Origin of the sequence: Pseudomonas sp. P105, assembly GCF_032614175.1 — a bacterium.
Classification (GTDB): Bacteria; Pseudomonadota; Gammaproteobacteria; order Pseudomonadales; family Pseudomonadaceae; genus Aquipseudomonas; species Aquipseudomonas rhizophila.
The window spans coordinates 1,064,962-1,089,860 of record NZ_CP126693.1 but is presented as its reverse complement, the minus strand read 5'-3'; the positions used below and the strand labels follow the sequence as shown (position 1 = coordinate 1,089,860).

The 24,899-nt window shown below is 59.2% G+C and carries 25 protein-coding genes; 12 read left to right on the top strand and 13 right to left on the bottom strand.

The features are described 5' to 3' along the window. Positions 1-51: 51 nt before the first annotated feature. The 3 genes from QOM08_RS04775 to QOM08_RS04765 form a co-directional block, all read right to left on the bottom strand. Positions 52-438, bottom strand: a complete 387-nt coding sequence (locus tag QOM08_RS04775; protein ID WP_316912633.1) for a hypothetical protein — start codon at positions 436-438, stop codon at positions 52-54. Positions 439-486: 48 nt separating this feature from the next. Continuing rightward, a complete protein-coding gene (locus QOM08_RS04770; RefSeq protein ID WP_316912632.1) occupies positions 487-651 on the bottom strand; it encodes a hypothetical protein in 165 nt (54 codons plus the stop codon). Positions 652-970: 319 nt separating this feature from the next. Beyond that, positions 971-1,507 carry a DUF4256 domain-containing protein gene (locus QOM08_RS04765; RefSeq protein WP_316912631.1) on the bottom strand — a complete coding sequence of 179 codons (537 nt, stop codon included), beginning with the start codon at positions 1,505-1,507 and terminating at the stop codon, positions 971-973. An 80-nt stretch (positions 1,508-1,587) separates the two neighbouring features. On the opposite strand from QOM08_RS04765, the gene QOM08_RS04760 reads away from it, so the two are divergent. The 5 genes from QOM08_RS04760 to QOM08_RS04740 all read left to right on the top strand — a co-directional run bounded on the left by QOM08_RS04760 (position 1,588) and on the right by QOM08_RS04740 (position 5,575). After that, positions 1,588-2,109, top strand: coding sequence for a GNAT family N-acetyltransferase (locus QOM08_RS04760; RefSeq protein ID WP_316912630.1), 522 nt, complete (start codon positions 1,588-1,590; stop codon positions 2,107-2,109). A 157-nt stretch (positions 2,110-2,266) separates the two neighbouring features. Next, the gene (locus QOM08_RS04755; RefSeq protein WP_316912629.1) at positions 2,267-3,412 is read left to right on the top strand and encodes a hypothetical protein; all 1,146 of its coding nucleotides are present in this window, start codon (positions 2,267-2,269) and stop codon (positions 3,410-3,412) included. Then, a complete protein-coding gene (locus tag QOM08_RS04750; RefSeq protein WP_256454299.1) occupies positions 3,406-4,167 on the top strand; it encodes a hypothetical protein in 762 nt (253 codons plus the stop codon). The genes QOM08_RS04755 and QOM08_RS04750 overlap by 7 nt, the downstream gene beginning before the upstream one ends. 134 nt (positions 4,168-4,301) lie before the next feature. Then, positions 4,302-5,033: a transporter substrate-binding domain-containing protein gene (locus tag QOM08_RS04745; protein WP_188252259.1), complete on the top strand. Its 732-nt coding sequence runs from the start codon at positions 4,302-4,304 to the stop codon at positions 5,031-5,033. Between the two features lie 125 nt (positions 5,034-5,158). Further along, positions 5,159-5,575, top strand: a complete 417-nt coding sequence (locus tag QOM08_RS04740) for a VOC family protein (protein WP_047227439.1) — start codon at positions 5,159-5,161, stop codon at positions 5,573-5,575. A 778-nt stretch (positions 5,576-6,353) separates the two neighbouring features. Here QOM08_RS04740 and QOM08_RS04735 read toward each other — a convergent pair. Next, on the bottom strand, positions 6,354-7,067 hold the full coding sequence (locus QOM08_RS04735) for a FadR/GntR family transcriptional regulator (RefSeq protein WP_047230511.1): 714 nt from the start codon (positions 7,065-7,067) through the stop codon (positions 6,354-6,356). Positions 7,068-7,164: 97 nt separating this feature from the next. Between QOM08_RS04735 and QOM08_RS04730 the strand changes: the two genes are divergently transcribed. After that, positions 7,165-7,908 carry a FadR/GntR family transcriptional regulator gene (locus QOM08_RS04730; RefSeq protein ID WP_047230512.1) on the top strand — a complete coding sequence of 248 codons (744 nt, stop codon included), beginning with the start codon at positions 7,165-7,167 and terminating at the stop codon, positions 7,906-7,908. A gap of 153 nt (positions 7,909-8,061) precedes the next feature. On the opposite strand, the gene QOM08_RS04725 is transcribed toward QOM08_RS04730, so the two are convergent. From QOM08_RS04725 to QOM08_RS04695, 7 genes are all read right to left on the bottom strand, one after another. Next, positions 8,062-8,784, bottom strand: a complete 723-nt coding sequence (locus QOM08_RS04725; RefSeq protein ID WP_076386258.1) for an oligogalacturonate-specific porin KdgM family protein — start codon at positions 8,782-8,784, stop codon at positions 8,062-8,064. 139 nt (positions 8,785-8,923) lie between these two features. Then, positions 8,924-9,691 carry an ABC transporter ATP-binding protein gene (locus QOM08_RS04720; RefSeq protein WP_316912628.1) on the bottom strand — a complete coding sequence of 256 codons (768 nt, stop codon included), beginning with the start codon at positions 9,689-9,691 and terminating at the stop codon, positions 8,924-8,926. Between the two features lie 10 nt (positions 9,692-9,701). After that, on the bottom strand, positions 9,702-10,541 hold the full coding sequence (locus QOM08_RS04715) for an ABC transporter ATP-binding protein (RefSeq protein WP_076386261.1): 840 nt from the start codon (positions 10,539-10,541) through the stop codon (positions 9,702-9,704). An 11-nt stretch (positions 10,542-10,552) separates the two neighbouring features. Continuing rightward, on the bottom strand, positions 10,553-11,461 hold the full coding sequence (locus QOM08_RS04710) for an ABC transporter permease (protein WP_047230516.1): 909 nt from the start codon (positions 11,459-11,461) through the stop codon (positions 10,553-10,555). Beyond that, positions 11,461-12,498, bottom strand: a complete 1,038-nt coding sequence (locus QOM08_RS04705; protein ID WP_047230517.1) for an ABC transporter permease — start codon at positions 12,496-12,498, stop codon at positions 11,461-11,463. The genes QOM08_RS04710 and QOM08_RS04705 overlap by 1 nt, the downstream gene beginning before the upstream one ends. A gap of 34 nt (positions 12,499-12,532) precedes the next feature. Next, positions 12,533-14,155: an ABC transporter substrate-binding protein gene (locus QOM08_RS04700; RefSeq protein WP_316912627.1), complete on the bottom strand. Its 1,623-nt coding sequence runs from the start codon at positions 14,153-14,155 to the stop codon at positions 12,533-12,535. Positions 14,156-14,226: 71 nt separating this feature from the next. Next, entirely contained in the window at positions 14,227-15,381 is a 1,155-nt protein-coding gene (locus QOM08_RS04695) for a mandelate racemase family protein (protein WP_047230519.1), read from the bottom strand. Between the two features lie 1,445 nt (positions 15,382-16,826). On the opposite strand from QOM08_RS04695, the gene QOM08_RS04690 reads away from it, so the two are divergent. Beyond that, a complete protein-coding gene (locus QOM08_RS04690) occupies positions 16,827-17,138 on the top strand; it encodes a hypothetical protein (protein ID WP_316912626.1) in 312 nt (103 codons plus the stop codon). 132 nt (positions 17,139-17,270) lie between these two features. On the opposite strand, the gene QOM08_RS04685 is transcribed toward QOM08_RS04690, so the two are convergent. Then, the gene (locus QOM08_RS04685) at positions 17,271-17,642 is read right to left on the bottom strand and encodes a PH domain-containing protein (protein WP_047229441.1); all 372 of its coding nucleotides are present in this window, start codon (positions 17,640-17,642) and stop codon (positions 17,271-17,273) included. A gap of 446 nt (positions 17,643-18,088) precedes the next feature. On the opposite strand from QOM08_RS04685, the gene QOM08_RS04680 reads away from it, so the two are divergent. The 5 genes from QOM08_RS04680 (at position 18,089) to QOM08_RS04660 (ending at position 24,222) form a co-directional block, all read left to right on the top strand. Further along, positions 18,089-19,084, top strand: a complete 996-nt coding sequence (locus QOM08_RS04680) for a TRAP transporter substrate-binding protein (RefSeq protein ID WP_288915410.1) — start codon at positions 18,089-18,091, stop codon at positions 19,082-19,084. A gap of 66 nt (positions 19,085-19,150) precedes the next feature. Further along, positions 19,151-19,783 carry a TRAP transporter small permease gene (locus QOM08_RS04675; protein ID WP_288915409.1) on the top strand — a complete coding sequence of 211 codons (633 nt, stop codon included), beginning with the start codon at positions 19,151-19,153 and terminating at the stop codon, positions 19,781-19,783. Beyond that, positions 19,780-21,063: a C4-dicarboxylate TRAP transporter large permease protein DctM gene (gene dctM / locus QOM08_RS04670; RefSeq protein WP_288915407.1), complete on the top strand. Its 1,284-nt coding sequence runs from the start codon at positions 19,780-19,782 to the stop codon at positions 21,061-21,063. The genes QOM08_RS04675 and dctM overlap by 4 nt, the downstream gene beginning before the upstream one ends. Positions 21,064-21,171: 108 nt before the next feature. Further along, positions 21,172-22,167, top strand: a complete 996-nt coding sequence (locus QOM08_RS04665; protein ID WP_160893504.1) for a TRAP transporter substrate-binding protein — start codon at positions 21,172-21,174, stop codon at positions 22,165-22,167. Positions 22,168-22,314: 147 nt separating this feature from the next. Continuing rightward, positions 22,315-24,222 (top strand): alkaline phosphatase D family protein, encoded by a 1,908-nt coding sequence (locus QOM08_RS04660; protein ID WP_316912625.1) that lies wholly within the window; start codon positions 22,315-22,317, stop codon positions 24,220-24,222. Between the two features lie 147 nt (positions 24,223-24,369). Here QOM08_RS04660 and QOM08_RS04655 read toward each other — a convergent pair whose 3' ends face one another. Next, positions 24,370-24,870, bottom strand: a complete 501-nt coding sequence (locus QOM08_RS04655; RefSeq protein ID WP_316912624.1) for a methylated-DNA--[protein]-cysteine S-methyltransferase — start codon at positions 24,868-24,870, stop codon at positions 24,370-24,372. Between the last annotated feature and the right edge of the window lie 29 nt (positions 24,871-24,899).

Here is a 24,899-nt window from a genome sequence, read left to right as displayed (position 1 = left end):
GCTGCGTGCGGGGAACAAGAAAGGGCTCCTGAGAGCCCCTTCCAGTTGAGGTTATTCTATAACTGGATACCACGTTGCATAGTTATCGCTAAAGTCCTCCAGCAGGGGAAACTCCTCATTGCGGGGGCCTTTCACAACAGCCTTTTTTCGCTCAAACGCTTCTTTCATGTGCTCTTTGCAGAGCTCAGCGGAGATGTAACACAGCCCGTGCCAGCGATGGCGCCATGCGATTAACTGACGGTCCGTTTCTACGATAAAGACGGTTTTATCAAGCGACTTGCGCAGACGGGGAGCCGACTCGCCATGCAACGACCTGGGCACCCTGACTTCCTGTCCAAATTTGTCCCAGCCAGCCCATTGACTATAGAACCTTAGCCGGGTGTCGTTGTTGACCGAGAGGAATTCATAGTAAGCGACGTTTGGCTTGGGCTGAGCCACCTCGCAATACCGGCGCATCAGCGTGGTGGAGATATTGCCGATCAGGTCTTAGGGGAGACGCTCAACGACCTTACGCAAGTGATGGAAATTATTGAAACCGAACTCTTTGCTGATGTGGGTCAATCGCTGGCAATACGTGTATTCGCCAATGACAGACACGCGGGCCAACTCTTTGAGGTCGTCGATACACTCAGCAGCACTTGAACGGGACATAGCTCACTCCTTTAGCCAAATCGAAGACGTACTTCGACTAGCATGCTGCTTGCAGTGGCTAAATAAGTGGGTAAGTTCACTTAGATTTTTCGTATTTCCCATCGCAGCAGGGAGGCTACTTGTGCCTGCCCGTATAAAAACACAGGGACGCCTATGGCGTAAACCATCTGGTGAAAACCTGTGGCGAGGGAGCTTGCTCCCGCTCGGCTGCGCAGCAGTCGTAAACCTGCAGATGCCGTTTTTCCTGGTACATCGTGTTGAATGGCTTTGGGGCTGCTGCGCAGCCCAACGGGAGCAAGCTCCCTCGCCACAGGTTTGCTTAAATGCACAGCACGCCGCGAAACCCTCGCGCCGCGTAATACGACTGCACACCATTGTGATAAACGAACACCCGTTCATAACGATAGTCACCGAATAGCGCACCGCCGAGGGCGCGAAGCTCAGCGGGTGTTGCCAGCCAACTGGACGTTTTGGCATCAAACTCGCCGAGCTGCTGCAGGGTTCGGTACTGGTCTTCCGTCAGCAGGGCGATGCCCATTTCTTCGGCCATTTCGATGGCACTGCCTTGGGGCTTGTTCTCCTTGCGTGCGTCCAGGGCGGCGCGGTCGTAGCAGAGGCTTCGGCGACCGGTTGGGCTTTCTTTGGCGCAATCGCAAAAGGTGACGAGGCCGGCTTGCTGGTCGTGGCCGATCACGTCGGGTTCGCCGCCGGTGGCCTCCATTGCCTGGAGCGACTTCAGGGCGTTAGGGTTGCTTTCCAGCTTGGCCTGGACGTCGGCCCAGAGGATGTCCGGGTGGCGATGTGGGTTCTGGTCGAAGCGGGTTTTCAGGGTCTGGAGAAGGTCTTGTTTTTTCATGGTTTTGGGTCCGTTGCTGGTCGGTTCCAAATTCTGGCAGTACCAGCGTAGCAACCCATTGAAGCATGAGGTCACGAACCATGATGCGCAGCGACGCTCAACCCGTTTTTCTCCTGCACTTGCGTCCAGTCAACCTCGACCAGGACAGCGGCGTTTGCGTACGTTTCTTTGAAGACATGCTGCTCTGCGCGTTTGGTTCCACACAAAAACTGCACGACCCGGATGGCACACAGCGTTACCTTCAATCTCTCCAAGAAAAAGCAGCCGAGCTTCCTGGCAGCATTGTCCATGCCTGGGATGAATCGCAGATCGTGGGCCAGATAGAAATGTCGCGGCTGAAGGCTGAGCCCGCAGTGGGCTACATCCATTTTTTCTACCTAACCCCTGAGTGGCGATCACGTGGTGCAGGGAAGTTGCTGCTGGCCTACGCGACCGACTTTCTTGCAGGGTTGGGGTGCGAGCGGATGAGATTGTCTGTGAGCGACACGAACCACAGGGCGGCACGGTTTTACAGGCACCATGGTTGGATTGATATCGGGGCCAGGCAAGACAAGCCGGAGCTGCGTTTGCGGTTGATGGAAAAGGCCATTGCCGCCTGGTGAGAGCAACTCCCTCGCCACAAGGTTGGGGTTCGGCAGAATGGATTGGAACGTCCTCTCCATCACCCTACGCGTCAATATCCACCATAAAATATCAAGAATTTTGCACGCTATCACAACCTCTGATACCGTGCTGGAATCGTGATACGGAAGAATGACCATGACTGCTATCCGCCAAGACCATGAGCTCTCCGAAAGGCGTGATCTGATCGAGCTCAAAGTCTACGTAGAGAACGTGCTAGGCCTGAAGCTTCGCTTGAAACCGTGGGAGCACGTCAAGATCCTTCCGTATGCATTGCGTGACCGCTACGAATTTTTTGTCACAGAGATCTTCGGGGCCGGCTGCCTCATTCTCAAGGAACGTCCACAGCGCGAAGCCAGCGTTGCGGATGTCGCCAAGCATATCAAGGCCATTCACAACTTGCAGGCATCCAACAAGTTGCCCGATACCGGCGACCTGATGATTTTCGTCACCGACACGCTTCCGAGCTATGACCGCAAGCGACTGGTGGAGAAAGGCGTCCAGTTCATCGTGCCGGGCAATCAGCTTTTTCTTCCGGCCTTTGGTATGGATTTGCGTGAGTATTACCGCCAGCGCCTGGAAAAACCTCAGGTCCTGAGCCCCGCCACCCAAGCCATGCTGATTCAATTTCTGATCAAGGGATGGCACCACCAGCTCCTGACCACTCGCGCTACCTTCGAGAAGTCCTTTACCTACGCGAAAATGACCGTCAGCAGAGCGATCAAGGAACTGACCGACTTGGACATTGTTAAGCCTGGAAAGGAAATGGGTGAGGCCGCGATCCTGTTTCACTTGTCCCCCAGGGAGACTTGGGAGATGGCCAAGGAGTCCATGCGTACGCCGGTCAAAAAAGCACTTTGGCTCAATGCAATTCCCCAGGTTTTTGACGACACCCCAATGTTGCTGGCCGGAGAAACGGCCCTGGCTGAAATGAGTCTTCTCGCCGGCCCAAAAGTCCCTTGCTATGCGATGACGGCAGCGCAGTTCGAGCATATTCGGGAGCATGCTCAAACTGAAAAGAATGCGGCCTACGGGGAGGAATTCGGCGCTTGGGGCTCAACTTCGAAAACGGCCAAGTCGAAACTCGAGACCACGGCGCCCTACCTTGAAGTGCCGCAAAACCATGCCGCGTGTTGCATTCAGTTTTGGAGTTATGAGCCGCCGCGCAGCAACATCGCCACTGGAACGGTGGACCCCTTTTCTCTCTATCTGAGCCTCAAGGATGACCATGATGAACGCGTGCAAATGTGTCTGGATGAAATGATGGAGAACGTGAAATGGTAGTGGGTGTCGACCGGTTTCGAGAGTATTTCAGGGATTTCCAGGGCAGCTACGTTCTGATTGGCGGGGTGGCTGCTTCGATTGCCATGGAGGAACTGGGTGAGGAATTTCGACTGACCAAGGATCTGGATATCGTCCTGGTCGTCGAGGCGCTTGATCGTGCGTTCGTCGGGCAGTTCTGGAAGTTCATCAAGGACGGTGGCTATGCCATTCGCCAGAATGGTGACAGCGATGGGGACTCCCCGGTTTTTTATCGCTTCCAGAATCCGGAGGACAAATCCTTTCCCGTTCAGGTCGAGCTGTTTTCCCGTGTCCCGGATGGCCTGGAGCACGAAGAAGCGGCCAGAATGACCAAGGTCCCCGTGGAGGAGCAAGCCGCCAGCCTGTCTGCGATCATTCTTGATGATGAGTACTACGCCTTTCTCTTGGAAGGCGTCGATCATACTCAGGAGATCAGCCACATCGGTGCTGATCGGCTCGTTCCCCTCAAAGCCCATGCCTGGCTTAACAAGAAGGCGTTGCTGGAGAGCGGCGTGCACGTGGATCGTCGGGACATCAACAAACACTTCAGGGATGTGATCTTTCTAGCGGTCGGTCTCACTGAGGGAATGGCCCAGCTTCCTGATCGAATGGCTGACGATTTGAGGTCATTTCTCAGCCAGGTGCCGGCTGAGCTGGCCACTAACCCAAGTGTTTACAAAAAGGTCGATGCCGAGCGTTTGATCAAGACCATTCAAGAGGCTTTTGGCCTGGCTTGAATCAGGTTTTATGCACGCTATCAGTTAGGTTGATAGCGTGTGAAATTCCTGATTATTGACGGTAACAGCTTGGTCGTTTCCACACCTTGCCCAGTTGATAAAAACCAATAATCCCCCTACCCGGAGCAAAAAGGATGACGTCTCTCGACCGTGCAGTGCTTGAAGATCTGGCCCCAAAAGGCGTGCTGCGTGCCGCGATCAATTTCGGCAATCCCGTGTTGGCTCAACAAGGTCCGGACGGCTCCCCTCAAGGGGTGTCGGTAGCGTTGGCCAAGGCATTGGCCCAGGAGTTGGGCGCACAGCTCGATATGGTCACTTTTGACGCCGCCGGCAAAGTGTTTGCAGCGCTGGATCAGGATGTGTGGGACGTCGCGTTCCTGGCCATTGAGCCTGTGCGCGAAGAGCAGATTGCGTTCAGCGAACCTTACGTCATTATCGAAGGGACTTATCTGGTGGCAGCTGATTCGGGCTATCAGGACGTCCAGGATCTCGACCAGCCGGGACTAAAACTCGCCGTTGGCCAAGGCGCTGCGTACGACCTTTTTCTTTCTCGCACGTTGGAACATGCACAACTCGAACGCGCTGCGACCTCCGCGGCTGCGGTAGACCTGTACATCGAAAAATCCCTGGATGCGGCAGCCGGTGTGAGGCAGCCGCTGGAGAAAGTGGCGGCTAACAACCCGGCATACCGTGTGCTCGCCGGGGCTTTCACTTCCATCAGGCAAGCCATGGCGGTTCCAAGGGCCCATGAAGCCGGCGCGGCCTACGTCAGGGATTTCATTGAGCGAAAGAAAGCGGACGGTTTCGTGCGTGCGGCGTTGATCGACAGCGGCCAAGCGGACGTGACTGTTGCGCCTTTAGCCTGAGAAAAACGTCGCGCAGCCCGCTGATTCGCGGCAGGCGGGGTCCATTCGTGGGGCGACATCCCAGCGTTGTCCGCTATGGTGAAGTAACCCCTTGGCCCTGCCACTACTGAACACAGGAGGCCCGTATGAGGAACTTCACGATCCAACACATCGACCACATCGTCCTGCGCGTAAAAGACATCGAGCGCAGCCTCGCTTTCTATACGTCGGTGCTTGGTTGCGAGCTGAAGAAGCGCCGGGACGATCTTGGAATGATTCACCTCAGCACCGGTGTTTCGATGATTGATCTGGTTGCTGTCGACGGGCCGTTGGGTCGCGCGGGTGGGCCGGCGGCTGGCAAGCAAGGGCACAACGTCGACCACCTCTGCCTGCGCATCGAACCGTTTGATGAACAAGCCCTCATCGCTCATTTGGCCTCAGCCGGCCTGAGCGTTGAGAAAGCGCAGATGCGCTATGGCGCGGAGGGTAAGGGTTGGTCGATCTACTGCTTCGATCCGGATGGTAATCAGATTGAGTTGAAGGGCCCAGCGCTGGAGCCCTGAGTTTCATGGTCTGTCTGGGCCGGTGATGTTGGATGGGCCGCCGTCATCGCGAGCAAGCTCGCTCCCACAGGGGTTCTGTGGCGGGCACAAAATTCGTGAACACCACCAATCAAAACTGTGGGAGCGAGCTTGCTCGCGATAGCGGTCTGTCTGAACCGGTGATGCTGAAAGGGCCGCCGTCATCGCGAGCAAGCTCGCTCCCACAGGGATGTGTTGCGGACACAAAATTCGTGAACACCGTCAATCAAAACTGTGGGAGCGAGCTTGCTCGCGATAGCGGTCTGCCTGAAACGGTGATGTTGGATGGGCCGCCGTCATCGCGAGCAGGCTCGCTCCCACAGGGGTTCTGTGGCGGGCACAAAATTCGTGAACACCACCAATCAAAACTGTGGGAGCGAGCTTGCTCGCGATAGCGGTCTGTCTGAACCGGTGATGTTGAATGGGCCGCCGTCATCGCGAGCAAGCTCGCTCCCACAGGGGATGTATGGCGGACACAAAATCCGTGAACACCACCAAAAAACTGTGGGAGCGAGCTTGCTCGCGATAGCGGTCTGTCTGAACCGGTGATGCTGAATGTGCCGCCGTCATCGCGAGCAGGCTCGCTCCCACAGGGGATCTGTGGCGGGCACAAAATTCGTGAACACCGTCAATCAAAACTGTGGGAGCGAGCCTGCTCGCGATGGCGGTCTGTCTGAAACGGTGATGTTGGATGGGTCGCCGTCTTCGCGAGCAAGCCCGCTCCCACAGGGGGGTGTGGTGGACACAGGTTTTGTGGAGGTTATTGCGTCGTCGACTCAACCGCTCCCCGCACCCGCTGCAGCATGTTGATCAAATGCAACCGCATCGAAGCCCGGGCCGCTTCGGCATCATGGCGCGCCAACGCTGCGTAGATCTGCTCGCGCTCACGAATCACCAAGGCGCGATTCTCAGCCGTGACAGCTGGCCCGGCCTGTTGAACCACCGCGATCAACGTATTGCCCACATGGGCCATGGCATCGATAAAGAAGCTGTTGCCGGTGCACTGGGCGATCTGTAAATGAAATTCGAAATCCACCTGGGCGCTTTCGGCATCCGCGGCTTCAGAAGCGTTCGCCACATCCAGCGCTTCACGCATCGCCAGTAACTGCTGCGGCGTAGCGCGTTGGGCGGCGATGCCAGCGGCTTCGACTTCCAGGCTCTGGCGCAATTCGATCACCGCCAGCGCGTCGTACGCGCCACCCTTGACGTGCTTGCTGCCCTGGAAATCCCCCGGGCGAGCAGTGTCGACCACGAAGGTGCCGATGCCGTGACGCGTTTCCACCAGGCCTTCGGCCTGCAACCGCGACATGGCTTCGCGAACCACCGTACGACTGACGCCACGGTCCTTGATGATGACCTGCTCGGTCGGCAGTTTGCTGCCTGCGGGCAGTTCGCCGGCCAGTATCTGCTGCGTCAGATCGACCACCAGTTGCTGGGTCATGCTCAGGCGTCGATCGGGTGTGACACGGTCCATTGCACCTATCCATTAAAGCCAGACGATCGCGGCATTATAGCCGCGACCTAACGTCGAAACGCACTATAATGCCGGCTGATCACACTAGAGCAAGCCGATGACGGATCAAGCGTTATCTCCATTGAATAAACCGCGCCGCCTCGCCGAAACACTGGTGGACCGCTTTGCCCAGCGCATGCGTGAAGGCATTCTCAAGCGCGGCGAAAAGCTCCCCACCGAAGTGCATATCATGGAAGCCGAGGGCGTCAGTCGTTCGGTGGTGCGTGAAGCGCTGTCGCGCTTGCAGGCGGCGGGGCTGGTGGAGACGCGGCATGGGGTCGGCACCTTTGTCCTGGACATGCCGGCGCCGGAGGGCTTTACCCTCGGGCCGGCGACGATTGCCACGTTGTCGGATGTGCTCAACCTGCTGGAGTTTCGCCTGAGCCTGGAAGTCCAGGCCGCCGGCATGGCTGCCGAGCGCGCCACGCCCCAAGCCCTGGCCGAACTGGCCCAGGCGCTGGAAGCGTTGCTGCAAGGCCCGGAAAAGTCCGGCACCACCATCAATGCCGATTTCCAGTTCCATCTGAAAATCGCCAAGGCCGCTGGCAATTACTACCTGATCGACATCATGAAGCACCTGGGTACCAAGCTGATCCCACGTACCCGGATGAACTCCGCCTATTCCGGGCAGAGTGATCGCAGCGCCTACCTGCAGGGGATCAACGCCGAACATCAACAGATCTTCGACGCCATCGCCAGTGGCAATGTCGACGCGGCGCGGGCGGCCATGTACCTGCATTTGAGCAATAGCCGCATGCGCCTGTGTGAAACGCAGCAGCGGCAGGCTTTTTACAACGAATGACCCCGCACCCCCCTGTGGGAGCGAGCTTGCTCGCGATGACGGCGGTACATTCAACATCGATGTCTGCCGATCCGACGCCATCGCGAGCAAGCTCGCTCCCACAGTTTTGATCCCGGTGTTCACAGACTTAGCGTCGACCCGTGCTCCTACAATTTAGAAGAAGCTGTATTTAACACCGACCCGCAGCCGCAACTGGCGATCGCTGTCGACCGAGTTGACTTTAATATCACCCACTTCAAAGAACGGTGCCCAGCGTTTATCCCACTGGTATTTGACCACGGCGTTCTGTTCATAGTCGTCGGTGCCGCCGTTATAGCGAATGTAGTCGGCATCGAAGTAAGTCAACTGATATTCATAGGCCCACGGTCCTTGGGGGCCATAGTTGATATATACATCGTAACGATTGACCGTCTGATCGTCCTGCCCATTATGCGGCACGTCACGGTCGATCTTGTCGCGGTCCAGTTTGGCTGAATCCAAACGGTAGCGACCGGCGATGCTCAACTCTTTGGTCACGCGGTAACCCAGGCGCAGGCCCAGCTTGTAGGTGGTGGATTCTTCGTCGCTGTCCAGGGCCAACGAGGGCGTCAGCATCCAGCGATCATTGATCTTGTGCTGGTAGTTGACGGTAAATTCATGACCGCTGCCGACGGTATTGTCGAAGGCGACGTCTTGCCGGTCACCGGCGGTCTTGTATTTGAGTTCACCCTCCAGACCCAGGCCACTGTCCAGCCGAATACCAAACTTGGCACGGTCGGCATGCATGCGACTTTTTTCCGCATATTGGTGGCGTACATTGATATAACCGGTATCGGCCTGGGCAATAACCGAAGTAAACAAGGAAGCGAGAGAAAGTATTACCAATGTCTTTTTCATGTTTTTTTATTCTTGTTGGTTGAACGGGTTAGTTGGGTTAAACGCTAAATCACAGGCGAGCGCGTGCGCGGCATTGAAACCTGGGGTTCAACGTCTTTTACGGGTTAAAACAAGTGCAACTGATGAATCAGGGTTTAATTCAAACGGCGACAGGGATGCCTTGTATGTCGCGACTGGCCTGCACCAGCAAACGGGTGTACGCGTGCGTGGCACCGTCACTCGCCAGAAGCTGACTGTCGAGCGTCTCCACCACCCTGCCCTGCTGCATCACCGCGACCCGATCGCACAAGTGCGCAACCACCGCCAGATCGTGGGTCACCATCAGGTAGGTCAGGCCTTCCTGGCGGCGCAAGTCGGCCAGCAGGTTGAGGATTTCCGCCTGCACCGAGACATCCAGCGCCGAGGTCGGTTCGTCCAGCAACAGCACCCGGGGACGCAGGATCAACGCACGGGCGATCGCCACGCGCTGGCGCTGGCCACCGGATAATTGATGCGGGTAACGAAAACGGAAGCTGTCGTTCAAGCCGACCTTGCGCAGGATCTCGCTGACCTTCTGCGCACGCCCGTCGATACCGTGGATGCGCAACGGTTCCTGCAACGCGGCATCAATGGTGTAGCGCGGATGCAACGAAGCATAGGGATCCTGGAACACCATCTGCACCGTGCGATAGTGGTTCAGCGGCAGGTTGCGGGTCACGGCCTGGCCGGCGACCTGCAGTTGCCCGGTCCAATGCTGATACTGCCCGGCCAGACAGCGCAGCACGGTGGTCTTGCCCGAACCGGACTCCCCTACCAGGCCGAATGCCTCGCCTTCGGCAACACTCAAATCGACGTCGTGCAATACCGCGTTCAGTGCCGCGCCGGTGCCAAAACAAAGGTTCAGGCCGGCGATTTCAATCATGCTCATGACAGGCTCCTCAAGCATTCAACCACTGCGGGTCACGCTGCAACACCGGCAGCGTGGCGCGCCGATGATCCAGGCTCGGCAGTGCGGCCAGCAGGCCACGGGTATAGGGATGGCTGGCTTGATCCAGGTCGGCGGCGGCAATCGACTCGACCACGCGGCCGGCGTACATCACCAGCACGCGGTCACAGAAATTCCGCACGAGATTCAAATCGTGGCTGATGAAAATCAGCCCGAGGTCGCGCTCGCTGACCAACTCCTCCAGCACGTTGAGCACCTGCCGGCGCACCGACACATCCAGGGCAGAAGTGGGTTCGTCGGCGATGATCACCTGGGGGTCGGTGATCACCATCATGGCGATCATGATCCGCTGGCCCATGCCGCCCGAGACTTCATGGGGGTACAGGTCGTAGACCCGCTGCGGGTCGCGAATGTGTACCTTGGCGAGCATGTCCAGGGCGCGTTCGCGGGCCTCGCGATGGGGCACTTTGTGATGGGCCAGATAGGCCTCGGCGATTTGTTCGCCGACCCGCACCACCGGGTTCAGCGAGTACTTGGGGTCTTGCATGATCATCGACATGCGCGCACCGCGAATCGCCTGGATCTGCTTTTCGCTGGCGGCCAGCAAGTCGATATCGGCAAAACGCAACGTCTTGGCGGTGACTCGCGCCGTCGGCGGATGCAAGCGCAAGAGACTGCGGCCAACGGTGGACTTGCCCGAACCGGACTCACCAACGATGGCGAGTTTTTCCCGGCCCAAAGTGAACGACACGTCACGCACCGCCCGGGAGATTTTGCCAGCGTTGCGAAACTCCACACACAAGTCCTGTACGGCAAGTTTTATCTCAGTCATGGGGCTGCTCCTCAGGATTGGCTACGTGGGTCAAGGACGTCGCGCAAACCGTCGCCCAACAGGTTGAAGGCCAGGCTGACCAGCATGATCGCCGCACCGGGCGCCGCCACCAGCCACCAGCTTTCGAGCATGTAGCGCCGTCCGGTCGAGATCATAGCGCCCCATTCCGGCAACGGTGCCTGGGCGCCGAGGCCGAGAAAGCCCAGGGCGGCGGCGGTGAGAATGATGCTCGCCATGTTCATGGTCAGGCGGATGATCACCGAGGACAGGCACATCGGAATGATGTGGCGCAGGATGACCCGGGTACTCGACGCGCCTTGAAGCTGCACCGCCACGACGAAGTCAGCGTTGCGCAGCGGCAGGGTTTCAGCGCGAGCGAGTCGGGCAATCGGCGGCCAGGCGGTCAGTGCGATGGCGATCACCGCATGCTCAAGGCCCGGGCCGAGGGCAGCGATGAACGCCAGCGCCAGGACCAGGCTGGGAAACGAGATGAAGATGTCGGTGATGCGCATGAACAGGCTGTCGACCCAACCGCCGAAGTAACCGGACACCGTGCCCACCAGCAAGCCGATTGGCCCGACAATCACGGTCACCAGCAAAACGATGTACAGGGTGATGCGCGAGCCGTAAACCAAGCGGGCGAAGACATCGCGACCGTATTCGTCAGTGCCGAACCAGTGGACGCTGCTGGGTGCTTGCAACGCTCCGGCAAGGTTCTGCAACAGCGGATCGTGACCGGCAATCCATGGCGCGAAAACCGCGACCAGCATCAGGGTCGAGACGACGATCAGGCCGGCAAAGGTCATCGGGTTGCGCAGCAGGAAACGCAGCAGGCGCAAGGCACTGACGGCCATCGCTGCCGTACTTGAAGATGGCAGCGCGGCACTGCCGGCTGCGCTGGAAGCAAGAGGCAGGTTCATTAGCGAGTCCTCGGGTCGAAGATCTTGTACAGCGCGTCGCTGATCAGGTTCAGCGTCACGAAGATGAGGCCGATCAGCAGGACACAGGCCATCACCGCGTTCATGTCGCCAAGCAAAAGGCTGCTGGTCAGGTACTGACCGAAGCCCGGCCAGGCAAATACGGTTTCGATCAGCACCGCGCCTTCCAACAGCCCGCCGTAGGCCAGCGCAACGATGGTCAACAGCTGCACGCGGATGTTGCCGAAGGCATGGCCCCAGACGATTCGCCGCTGGGACAAACCCTTGACCCGGGCGGTGATGATGTACTCCTGGGACAGCTGCTCGAGCATGAAGCTGCGGGTCATGCGGCTGATGTAAGCCACCGAGTTGAAACTGAGGATCACCGCCGGCAGCAGGATGTGGCGCAACGCGCTGCGAAAGGCCTCCCAATCGCCGGACCAGGCGGTGTCGATCAACAGCAGCCCGGTGTGTTTGGGGATCAGCCCGTCATAAGCCAGGCCGATGCGCCCGACGCCACCGGCCCAACCCAGCCAGGCGTAGAACACCAGGAAGGCCATCATGCCGATCCAGAAAATCGGCGTGGAGTAGCCGAACAGCGTGATCAGCCGCGCGATATGGTCCCCGGCACGCCCCTGATGTGTCGCCGCGTAGACGCCCAGCGGCAAGCCCGCCAACACGCCGAACAGAATGGCCAGGGTGGCCAGTTCCAAGGTGGCCGGGAAGACCCGGGCGATGTCGGTGATGACTGGGTTGCCGGTCAGCAAGGCCATGCCGAAGTCACCGTGCAGCAGGTCGCCGAGGTAGATCGCGAACTGCGTCCACAACGGTTTGTCCAGGCCTAGCTCTTGATACACCTGGGCGTAGGCCGAGGCGTCAGCGTCCGGGCCGACGATGGCCAGCACCGGGTCCAGGGGCATGACCCGTCCGATGAAAAAGGTCAGTAGCAGCAGCCCCAGCAGCGTCACCGCCACCGACCCGCTGCGCCGGGACGCCGAAGCGACCCGGGATGTCCAGATTGAAAAGGATGCAGTCGACATGTTCATTCCTGCCTTGGCCCTGCGGCCGTCGATTTCAGCGCTGCTTGTAAACGTCCCGAAGACGTGTGGTGGCGGCGGTATGGCCGATGTAGTTGCGCACGTCGGCGTGGATCACCACTTCGTCGACCATCTGTGAAACCGGCATGATTGCTCCGGCCTGCTGGTCGTAGAGGGTCTGGATCTGCGCGTACATTTCCCGCTGGCGCGCGGGGTCTTGCTCGCGCTCGGCCTGCTCGATCAACTGATTGAGCTGCGGGTTGAAGAACGAGGTGCGCCAGCCCTGGAAGTTGCTCAGCTTGGCTTCGGTGCGGTTGTCCGGGTTGTAGACCAGGGCCCGCAGGCTTGAGTGGGGATGACGCTCCGCCCCGCCACCACCACGACCGACGAGGATGTCGAACTGGCGGTCGCGCATTGCACCGTAAATCTGATTTCCCGTGCCGGTGATGATCGTGGCCTGGATACCTGCCTGGGCCAGCGTCGCTTGCAGGCTGGTGGCGATGTTGATGAACGGCGGATCGGTCAGCGAGCGGATGCTCACCTTGAAGCCTTCGGCGTGCCCCGCCGCCGCCAGCAGACGCTTCGCCTCGGCCACATCCAGGCGATAGCCAGGATCTTCCAGGCGTGCCGGCAGCCCCAGTTGCATCGGCCGCTGATTGATCACCCCGTAGTGCGGCATCACCACATCGTTGATGCCCTGGTAGTCGATCAGCAGGCGGATGGCCTGGCGCACGCGGATGTCCTGGAACAGCGGCTGTTGCATGCTCATCGCCACGTAATACAGCGTGCCACGGGCGATGCTCTGGATGCGTACCTCATCGACCTTGCCCAGCGCCTTGATGTCGGTGGCCGCCATGCCTCGGGCGACGTCCAGGTCACCGCGCTCGACCATCAGGCGCAAGGCCTGGGACTCGGTCATGTTGCGCATGATCACCCGGCGCAACTTCGCGGAGCCGCGCCAATAGTCGTCATGACGACTCATCAGAATCACGTCGTTGGCGCGCCAGATGTCGAGCTTGAAGGCACCGGAGCCGGCTGTGTGGGTCGCCAGCCACGCGGCGCCCTGATCATCACCGACCTGATGTTGCAAAGCGACCGAGCGATCAATGATGAAGGCGCTGGGAGAGGTCGCCAGAGTGTTAAGCACCAGCATCGGGTCGGTGCTGCGCGGCAGGTCCATGACAAAGGTATGCGGCCCTTCGGCGCGCATCAGTTTGCTGACGTTGTCGGCGGTGAAACCGTAGGCTTTCCAGGTCGAAGCCAGGGCGCGGTTGAGGGTGACCACCCGTTGTAGCGACCAGGCGACGTCTTGCGCGGTGAGCGGTGCGCCGGAGTGAAAACGCACGTCATCGCGCAACTGAAAGGTCAGGCGCATGCGGTCGGGGCTGACCTCCCAGGTTTTCGCCAGGGCCGGGATCAGCGTGTCCGGTTGCGCCGCGTCCTGCTCCAGGAGCATGTCATAAACGTTGGCGTTAACCTCGGCGACCTCCAGGCCGGTTGCCGCGGCGGGGTCCAGGGACAGCAGGTTGATCATGCTCATGCCCACCACCAATTGGTCGGCGGGCGTTTCGCCTTGAGCCAGGCTGACGGGCACCTGCACTGTGCACAGGGCCACGGTGACACACAGCAGCCTGGTCAGGCGCTTGGGCCAGAGTTTCATGGTTCAGTCCTTTCTTATATTTATAAAGACTTGTCGTCCGGGCAGCTATCGGCCGCGGACGTGGTGCGCGATCAATGTCGAGACAAGGTATTGGCCTCGATATACGCGAAGTTGATGTCCTCGCCCAACCCAGGCCGATCAGACAGGTGCACAAAACCGTCGGCGTCCATCGGGTCGACAATGCTATTGAGGTGCGCAGGGACTTCTTCGTAGTCGAGGAAGGGATGCAGCAGGCCGCGCTCGTACCAGCGGCAATTGCTGATTGCACCGACTACAGCCAGGTTCGCCGCGCCATTGCCGTGGACTTCACAGTCCATGCCGAACGACTCGGCCAGGTGCGCCACCTTCAGGCACGGCCCGATCCCCCCGACCCCGGCCACGCCCGCGCGCAGGATGTCACAGGACTTATGGGTGACCCAACTGGCGCGGCTGTGGAACTTGCCGGCGATGCTTTCCGGGCCCAGTACCGGGATGTCCAGATTGGCCGCCAGCCAGGCATAGGACTCAGCGGAATCTTCCATCATCGGTTCTTCGAACCAGGCGAAATTGAGTTGCTCGAGCGCCCTGCCAATGGTCAGCGCGTCCATGCGGCTGTACCAGTGGTAGCCGTCGAGCATCAGCGCGATGTCCGGACCGACTGCCTCACGCACGGCGGCGCAGGCTTGAATGTCCATCTGCGGATTCGGGGCGAAGGAAATCGGCGGCATCCAGGTGTGCAACTTGATGGCCTTGTAGCCGCGCTGGACCAGCTTTTCGGCGAACTGGCCGTACTCGTCCGGCGTGGACAAGCCCCCCGGCAGATCATCGCCACACATCGTCGAACCGTACGCCGGCACTTTGTCGCGATAACCGCCAATCAGCTTGTGTACCGGCAACTTGAGCTTGCGCCCGGCCAGGTCCCACAGCGCTTGTTCCACCAGCGCCAACGCGCGGTCGGTGAACTGCCCGGCGCTGCCGCGCTGCCAGTGCGCCAAGTCTTGCCAGATGCTTTCGCGGTCCATTGGGTCCCGGCCGATCAGCACCTTGCGCACAAAGGACTCGATGATGTGCGGACGAACCAACTCAGGCGGACCGAAGGCATAGCCCTCGCTGCCGTCATCGCAGCCAATTCGCAGCAAGGCCATCTTGATCAGAACCTCCTCGCCCGGATGAGCGTGGCCGGCGCTGTCTTGAGCGCGGCGCGAAGGGGTGGAAAAGACTTCGACGTGAACGCCTGTGATTCTCATAGGGGGAAGAACACCATGTATTGTGATTTTTATTTGTATGTCGTCATACAACGCAGCTGATTATTCGGACGTTTCCGTCAGACTGTCAACCGGTAAATCACACAAAAACCAACATATGATGGGATTTCCATAGCGAAGAGGTTATTTCTCACATCATAAACAACAGAAGTCGTCATACCACAGCGTTACCAGGTAGGACTTGGAAAGACCGGAACACCGGCGATCAAAACTGTGGGAGCGAGCTTGCTCGCGATAGCGGTCTGTCTGAACCGGTGATGTTGGATGGGCCGCCGTCATCGCGAGCAAGCTCGCTCCCACAGGGGATCTGTGGCGGGCACAAAATTCGTGAACACCGTCAATCAAAACTGTGGGAGCGAGCTTGCTCGCGATAGCGGTCTGTCTGAACCGGTGATGTTGGATTGGCCGCCGTCATCGCGAGCAAGCTCGCTCCCACAGGGGATCTGTGGCGGGCACAAAATTCGTGAACACCGTCAATCAAAACTGTGGGAGCGAGCTTGCTCGCGATGGCGGTCTGCCTGAACCGGTGATGTTGAATGTGCCGCCGTCATCGCGAGCAGGCTCGCTCCCACAGGGGATGTGGGGCGGGCACAAAATTCGTGAACACCACCAATCAAAACTGTGTGAGCGAGCTTGCTCGCGATAGGGGTCTGTCTGAACCGGTGATGTTGGATGGGCCGCCGTCATCGCGAGCAGGCTCGCTCCCACAGGGGATCTGTGGCGGGCATAGAATCTGTGAACACCGCGATCAAAACTGTGGGAGCGAGCTTGCTCGCGATAGGGGTCTGTCTGAACCGGTGATGTTGGATGGGCCGCCGTCATCGCGAGCAGGCTCGCTCCCACAGGGGATCTGTGGCGGGCATAGAATCTGTGAACACCGCGATCAAAACTGTGGGAGCGAGCTTGCTCGCGATAGCGGTCTGTCTGAAGCGGTGATGTTGAATGTGCCGCCGTCTTCGCGAGCAGGCTCGCTCCCACAGGGGATCTGTAGCGGGCACAAAATCCGTGAACACCACCAATCAAAACTGTGGGAGCGAGCCTGCTCGCGATAGCGGTCTGTCTGAACCGGTGATGTTTGATGGGCCGCCGTCATCGCGAGCAAGCTCGCTCCCACAGGGGATCTGTGGCGGCACAAAATTCGTGAACACCACCAAAAAACTGTGGGAGCGAGCCTGCTCGCGATAGCGGTCTGCCTGAAACGGTGATGTTGAATGTGCCGCCGTCATCGCGAGCAGGCTCGCTCCCACAGGGGATGTGTGGCGGGCTTTCGCTTATAGCGTTCCAATACAAAATCCGTATTCACTTACTTCCATCAGGTCTTGGCTACTGTCAGATATGACAGTGGTCCTCACTGCGGCTCACTTCTAACCTGATCCAGCCTCGCAAGTACGCGAAGCCAATCTTCGATGACCCGCAAGGAGTTCATGATGAACACAAGATACTGTCCCACTAAACCGACCCTGCTGGCTCTTTCCCTATTATTGAGCGGCATGACTTTTCAAGCTTTCGCGGCAGGACGCGAGCCTTGCAGCGCGGACAAGGTCGCGCAAGCCAAGGAGTTGAAACCAGGGGGGATGGGTGAAACGGCTCTGTCCGAAGAAGAGTACGTATCGCAACTGAACCTGGAAGCGGTCAGGGTCACCGGAGTCGTCATGACCAAGGACTTGAGAAATGATCGTCTCACTGTGGTTACCGACAACTCCAGCAGCAAAATAGTGACTGACATGTACTGCAAATGAACGGTCCCAAAGAACTCGCCACATGCCCCTCATTGAAGTGGCATGTGGCTGTCACCCTGCGCTTGAATGCTCAACGTAACAGGCGTCACTTCACCCATCGAGTTTTTCGTATTCACTCAGGGTCCACTGACATCAGGCCAAAAGATGCCTGGAGATCAGCTTCGATATTTCGACGATGCCTGTCTTGCCGGTGAATTCGAACTTCACCTTGCCCAGGGATGAAAAGTAAATCTCCAGTTCCGAATCCAGGTCGAAGGTGCCGGAGGTTTCTACCGAGTAGGCCACGATGTTTTTATAAGGCAGAGAAGTGAAGTCTTTTTTGCTGCCGGTGATGCCTTGCACGTTCACCGCGATGATGCGTTTGTTGGTGAAGACTACGCCGTCGCGCATGGACTTATAGGCGTCGATGACCTGTTCGCCATCCAGCAGCAGGGCTGTTACGCGTTCGGCATACTCATCGTTCTGCTTGAGCTTGAAGAAGCCTTTGTTGTTGAAATCGATCATCCGTAAATCCTTGTGGGGTTGAAAAGCGTTCCAGGCTTCCTGGGCCCATATCGAGACGGGCGCGGGGATTCTCGCGCAGCCAGGAGTAACATCACAAGGCCATGACCGAGCATTTCGCCGTCTCACCGGGCTAAATCCTCCGACACCGATGCGTGGCCAGCGAACAGGCCAGTAGCCATTATTTCGCTTTTATGGTTTCCTGACCCCCGTTACGGTTGCAGGCTGAAACCTTTCGCCCTGTTTCGGTCCCGATGGTTGTCGCCCCAGCCCCGGAAGGCTCTAACGCACCCTTTTGAGGCGTTAGCCAATACTCGCGATTTTTCCCGCACTGACCGTCACAATCCCCCGGCAAACTGTTTTTCTGCCTAGACTTGCAACTGTCCGCCGTGCGCTGTGTTTTGAATGAGCCCGCACGATAAATACAAAAACAAAGAGGAAACCCCACAATGTTCAAACCTATCTGGAAAGCGCTCGCCTGTACGCTGGCACTCAGTGCGTTGAGCACGGCCATGGCGGCGGATCCTGTCGTCATCAAGTTCTCCCACGTAGTAGCCGAACAAACGCCCAAGGGCCAGGGCGCACTGATGTTCAAGAAGCTCGTGGAAGAGCGTCTGCCAGGCAAAGTGAAGGTCGAGGTGTACCCCAACTCCTCGCTGTTCGGCGATGGCAAGGAAATGGAAGCCCTGCTGCTGGGCGACGTGCAGATGATTGCGCCGTCGCTGGCCAAGTTCGAGCACTACACCAAGTCCGTGCAGTTGTTCGACCTGCCGTTTCTGTTCGATGACATCTCCGCCGTGGACCGCTTCCAGTTGAGCCCTGAAGGCCAGAAGCTGCTCAAGTCCATGGAAAGCAAGAACATCACCGGCCTGGCCTATTGGCACAACGGCATGAAGCAGTTGTCGGCGAACAAGCCACTGCGTGAACCCAAGGATGCCCGTGGCCTGAAGTTCCGCGTGCAGGCCTCGGCCGTGCTGGAAGAGCAGTTCAAGGCGGTGAACGCCAACCCGCGCAAAATGAGTTTCGCCGAGGTCTACCAAGGCCTGCAGACTGGCGTGGTCAACGGTGCGGAAAACCCGTACTCGAACATCTACAGCCAGAAAATGCATGAAGTACAGAAGTACATCACCGAGTCCAACCACGGTGTACTCGACTACATGCTGATCACCAACACCAAGTTCTGGAACGGCCTGCAACCTGACATCCGTACCGAGCTGGACAAGATTCTGGTTGAAGTCACTGCCCACGTGAACAACGAGGCGGCGCAACTGAACCAGAAAGACAAGCAGCGCATCCTGGACGCCAAGACCACCGAAATCATCACCCTCACGCCTGAAGAGCGCGGCGAGTGGCGCGACAAGATGAAGCCGGTGTGGAAGAAGTTTGAAGGTGACATCGGTGCTGATCTGATCAAAGCCGCCGAAGCCTCCAACAAGGCTCAGTAATGGGTTGGCCGGTGCTGCCGCCCTGGCAGCGCCGGCCTGTCGTCCCCCCTGCAGGAGATGTCATCCATGAACGCCCTTCGGCGCATCTGGGAACACTTCGAGGAAGGTTTCATTGCCTTTCTTCTGGCCGCCATGACGCTGGTTACTTTCGTCTACGTGGTGCTCAACAACCTCTACACCGTTTTTTATAGCCTCGGCGACAACTGGCCAGCCGCCAGCGAGCCGGCGTTCGCCATTGGTGACGGCATCATGGGCATGGCCCAGGCCATGACCTGGAGCACCTCGCTGACCAAGGCTCTGTTTGGCTGGCTGATCTTTTTCGGGTTGTCCTACGGCGTGCGCACGGCCGGGCATATCGGTGTGGATGCGCTGGTGAAACTGGCGAGCAAACCGGTACAACGCTTTATCGGCGTGATCGCTTGCCTGTGCTGCCTGACTTACGCCGGGCTGCTGGCCGTCGCCAGTTACGAGTGGATCAATACCCTGATGATCGCGCAGATCGGCGCAGAGGACCTGGGCCACTTCGGCATCATGCAATGGCACATCGGCCTGATCGTGCCGGTGGGTTTTGCGTTGGTGTTTATCCGTTTCGCGGAAATTCTCGTGCGCATCCTGATGAATCGTCAGACCGGCCTGGGCCTGGCCGATGAAGCGGCCGAAGCCATCAAATTGACTGAACACGAGGAAGACAAGCCATGACCATTGCCTTCCTGTTCGTGGCGCTGTTCGTGCTGATGTTTATCGGCGTGCCCATCGCCATTTCGTTGGGGCTGGCCGGTTCGCTGACCATCATTTTCTTCAGCCCGGACTCCGTGCGCTCCCTGGCGATCAAGCTGTTCGAAACCTCTGAGCACTACACACTGCTGGCGATTCCGTTCTTCCTGCTGGCCGGTGCGTTCATGACCACCGGTGGCGTGGCGCGACGCCTGATCGACTTTGCCAACGCCTGCGTCGGGCATATCCGTGGCGGGCTGGCGATTGCCGCGGTGCTGGCGTGCATGCTGTTCGCCGCGTTGTCGGGCTCAAGCCCTGCGACGGTGGCGGCGGTCGGTTCCATCGCCATCGCCGGTATGGTGCGCTCGGGTTATCCACAGTCGTTCGGCGCAGGCATCGTCTGCAACGCCGGCACCTTGGGCATCCTGATTCCGCCGTCGATCGTGATGGTGGTGTACGCCGCCGCGACCGAAACCTCGGTGGGCAAGCTGTTCATGGCCGGGGTGATTCCGGGCCTGCTGCTGGGGTTGTCGTTGATGGTGGCGATCTACGTCGTTGCTGTGAAGAAAAACCTGCCGGCCCTGCCTCGGGCGACGTTTCGCGAATGGCTGTCCACGGCGCGCAAGGCCCTCTGGGGACTGCTGCTGATGGTGATCATCCTCGGCGGGATCTATTCCGGGATGTTCACACCCACCGAAGCGGCGGCTGTGGCAGCGGTGTATTCGGCATTCATCGCACTGTTCGTCTACAAGGACCTCACGTTCCGTGAGACGCCCAAGGTGCTGCTCGAATCGGCCAAGCTGAGCATCATGCTGATGTTCATCATCGCCAACGCCATGCTCTTCGCCCATGTGCTGACCACCGAGCAACTGCCGCAGCAAATCACCGCTTGGGTGATCGAGGCCGGGCTGACGCCGGTGACCTTCCTGCTGGTGGTGAACATCGTGCTGTTGATTGCCGGTGCGTTCATGGAGCCTTCGGCGATCATCCTGATCCTGGCGCCGATTCTGTTCCCTATCGCCATGCAACTGGGCATCGACCCGATCCACCTGGGCATCATCATGGTGGTGAACCTGGAGATCGGCCTGATCACGCCTCCGGTGGGGCTGAACCTGTTCGTCACCTCGGCGGTGACTGGCATGTCGCTGCCCGCCACCATCCGCGCAGCCATGCCATGGCTGATGATCCTGCTGGCGTTCCTGATGCTGATTACCTATGTGCCATGGATCTCGCTGGCCTTGCCGAACTGGTTGGGGATGAACTAGCCCCGACTCAAGACAGGCGCAGCGGCGAGGGCATTTGTTCCCTCGCCACTGCGCTGTCGGGCTAAGCCTGCGTGTCGCACCGTCGACCAATAAAAGGGAAGCCTCACCATGCTAAAACCTCTTTGCAAAGCGCTCGTCTGTACCTTGAGTTTCAGCCTGCTAGGCTCAGCCATGGCGGCTGAACCGATCGTGATCAAGTTTTCCCATGTCGTGGCCGAGCAAACGCCCAAGGGCCAGGGCGCGTTGATGTTCAAGAAACTGGCGGATGAACGATTGCCAGGCCGGGTGAAGGTCGAGGTGTATCCCAACTCCACGTTGTTTGGCGATGACAAGGAGATGGAAGCGCTGCTGCTGGGTGACGTGCAGATCATTGCGCGCTCGCTGGCCAAGTTCGATCAGTACACCCGATCCGTGCAGTTGTTCGACTTGCCGTTTCTGTTCAACGACATTGCCGCGGTGGACCGCTTCCAGCAGAGCCCGGAAGGCCAGAAACTGCTCAAGTCCATGGAAAGCAAGAACGTCACTGGCCTGGCCTATTGGCACAACGGCATGAAGCAGTTGTCGGCCAACAAACCACTGCGTGTACCCGAGGATGCCCGTGGCTTGAAGTTCCGGGTGCAGAGTTCGGCCGTGCTGGAAGAACAATTCAAAGCCGTGAGCGCCATCCCCCAACCGATGATTTTCTCTGTGGTATACCAGGGCCTGCGCACCGGTTTGGTCAACGGTACGGAAAACACCTACTCAAACTTCTACAACCAGAAACAGCATCAAGTGCAGAAGTACATCACCGAATCCAACCACGGCATTCTCGACTACATGCTGATCGCCTCGTCCGACTTCTGGAACGGCCTGCCGCCGGATATCCGCACCGAACTGGACAAGATCGTGGTCGAGGCCACCGCCTATGCAAACAGTGAGGCGGACCGACTGAACCAGCAGGACAAGCAGTTCATCCTCGACGCCGGGACCACCGAGATCATCAGCCTCACCCCCCAGCAGCGCAACGCCTGGCGCGAGAAGATGAAACCGGTGTGGGCCAAGTTTGAAAAAGAGATTGGGCCGGATTTGATTAAAGCCGCTGAAGCTTCCAACCAGGCGCAGTGATGCAGCAAAGCCCGGTGAACCTTGTGGCGAGGGAGCTTGCTCCCTCGCCACAAGAGCTGGAGCACGTCGCCTTTTCACCGAGTCCCAGTTCTCCAGCGCATTGCGTTATGATCCCCGCCTCCATCGGAGCCAGAGCTTTACCTGCGAATGTTGCCGTCCTCATCTGACATCTCCCCTGCCCTGCCCCCTGTCCTGGTCGGCCCGCTGCTGCGGCGACTGGAGCCCACACGGCTGGTGATGTGGCTGGTGGGTACACGCCCCCTCACGTTGACGCTGCGTGTGGACGGTGTGGGCGATCTCACCCTGGATGCCCCGCGCTGCACCGTAGTGCCGGTGGGGCAGCAGGCTTTTGTGCACCTGATCGATGTACGACTCGACACCGCCCTGCCCCAGGACGTGGCGATTGACTACGACCTGCTGGTGGACGGCGCGCCCATTGCCGAATGGGCGCCCCATCTGTTGTATGGCCAGGCGCAGTGCCCGAACTTCGTCCTGCATTCGCGTATCGATCAACTGGTCCATGGTTCCTGCCGCAAACCCCACTATCCGACCCACGACGGCTTGCTCTGCGTCGACCGGCTGTTGGCACAAGCCCCACAGCAGCGTCCGGCGTTGTTGATGATGAGCGGCGATCAGGTCTATGCCGATGACGTCGCCGGGCCCATGCTGCGGGCGATTCATGCGTTGATCGAGCGGCTGGGGCTGTTCGAGGAATGCCTGGACGGCGCGGTGGTTGAAGACAGCGCCAAGCTCTATGAACACCCGGCCAGCTACTACCACCGCGCCGATTTATTACCGGCGCTGGAAAGCAATGAAACCCTGCGCGAGCGTTTTTTCGGCGGGGCCCGCAAGCCGATATTCACCAGCAGCAGCGCCGACAATCATCTGGTGACCTTCGCTGAAGTGATGGCGATGTATTTGCTGGTGTGGTCACCCGTGCCGTGGACCCTGATCGACCCGCAACCGCCGGAACTGACCGCCGAGCGGCGCCAGCGCTATGCGCTGGAACAGCAGCGCATCGAGGGTTTCAAGACCGGTCTTGGGGGCGCGGCGCGGGTGTTTGCACACCTGTCGTGCCTGATGATTTTCGACGATCACGACATCACCGATGACTGGAATCTATCCGCGCAGTGGGAAGAAACGGCCTACGGCCACCCGTTCTCCAAGCGCATCATCGGCAACGCACTGATCGCCTACATGCTCTGCCAGGGCTGGGGCAACAACCCCGACGCGTTTGATGACGTGATCCAGCAAACCCTGGCCCTGAGCGACACCGCCCGGGACCGCTACCTGGACAGTGGCCCACAGGACAAACTGATCGACACGCTGCTGGGTTTCCAGCAATGGCACTACGTGTTGCCGACCACCCCGGCCCTGGTGGTGCTCGACACCCGCACCCGCCGCTGGCGCAGCGAGCGCAACCTCAAGCAGCCTTCAGGACTGCTCGATTGGGAAGCCCTGAGCGAACTTCAGCAGGAACTGCTGGATCATCCCTCGGCGATCATCGTTTCACCGGCGCCGATCTTCGGTGTGAAGCTGATCGAAACCGTGCAACGGGTGTTCAGTTGGTGCGGTTATCCGCTGCTGGTGGACGCGGAAAACTGGATGGCCCATCGCGGCGCGGCGCAAGTGATCCTGAACATTTTCCGGCACTCGCGCACGCCCGGTAATTACGTGGTGCTGTCCGGGGATGTGCATTATTCCTTCGTCTATGAGGTGCTGATCCCACACCGTAAGGGCGGCCCGCGCATCTGGCAGATCACCAGCAGCGGCATCAAGAATGAGTTCCCGCCGGCGCTGCTGGAATGGTTCGATCGTCTGAACCGTTGGCTCTACTCTCCCCGCTCGCCCCTGAACTGGTTCACCAAGCGCCGCAGCATGCGCATCATTCCTCACACCCCCGAACACGCCGAGGCGGGAGAGCGGTTGTGGAACTCGGCGGGGATCGGGCAGGTGTTCTTCAATGAACAGGGGCAGCCGACGCAGATATTCCAGCACAACGCCAACGGCCAACCGCCGACGCGCATGCTGGCGCCGCAAGAGCCTTCGGCCTGAACCGAGTGAGTCCTGTGTGGGAGCGAGCCTGCTCGCGATAGCGCAGGCCCATCCAACATCCTTGCAAGCTGACCTTCCGCTATCGCGAGCAGGCTCGCTCCCACAAGGGATTTGCAGTGTTATGGGTTTGCGGCCAAATGAAGTAGTTCAAAACACCAACTGCAGCGTCTGCTGACCTTCCAGGCTCAGCAGGAACTGTTTGGCCGCAAGGCCGCCCGCAAAGCCGGTAAGGCTGCCGGAGGTGCCGATGACGCGGTGGCAGGGGGCGATGATGGAGATGGGGTTGCGGCCGTTGGCGGCGCCTACCGCCCGCACCGCCGTGGGCTGGCCGATCTGGATGGCGATGTCGCGGTAGCTGCGGGTTTCACCGAACGGAATGGTCAGCAGCGCCTGCCAGACCCGGACTTGGAAGTCGGTGCCGGCAAAGTCCAGCGCCAGGTCGAAACGGCGGCGCTGGCCGGCGAAATACTCCATGAGCTGGCGCTCGGTTTCCTTGAGGACCGGATGCTGGCTGTCCTCTTCCAAAGGCCCCAGGCGCACGCGGTTGAGACGCTCGTTTTCCCAGAGGATGGCCGCCAGTTTTGTATCCCGGGCGACGAGGATCAGTTGGCCCACGGGGGATGGGATGGTTTTGTACAGGGGTAACATCAAGCATTCCTTATCGCTGGCCAACCGCT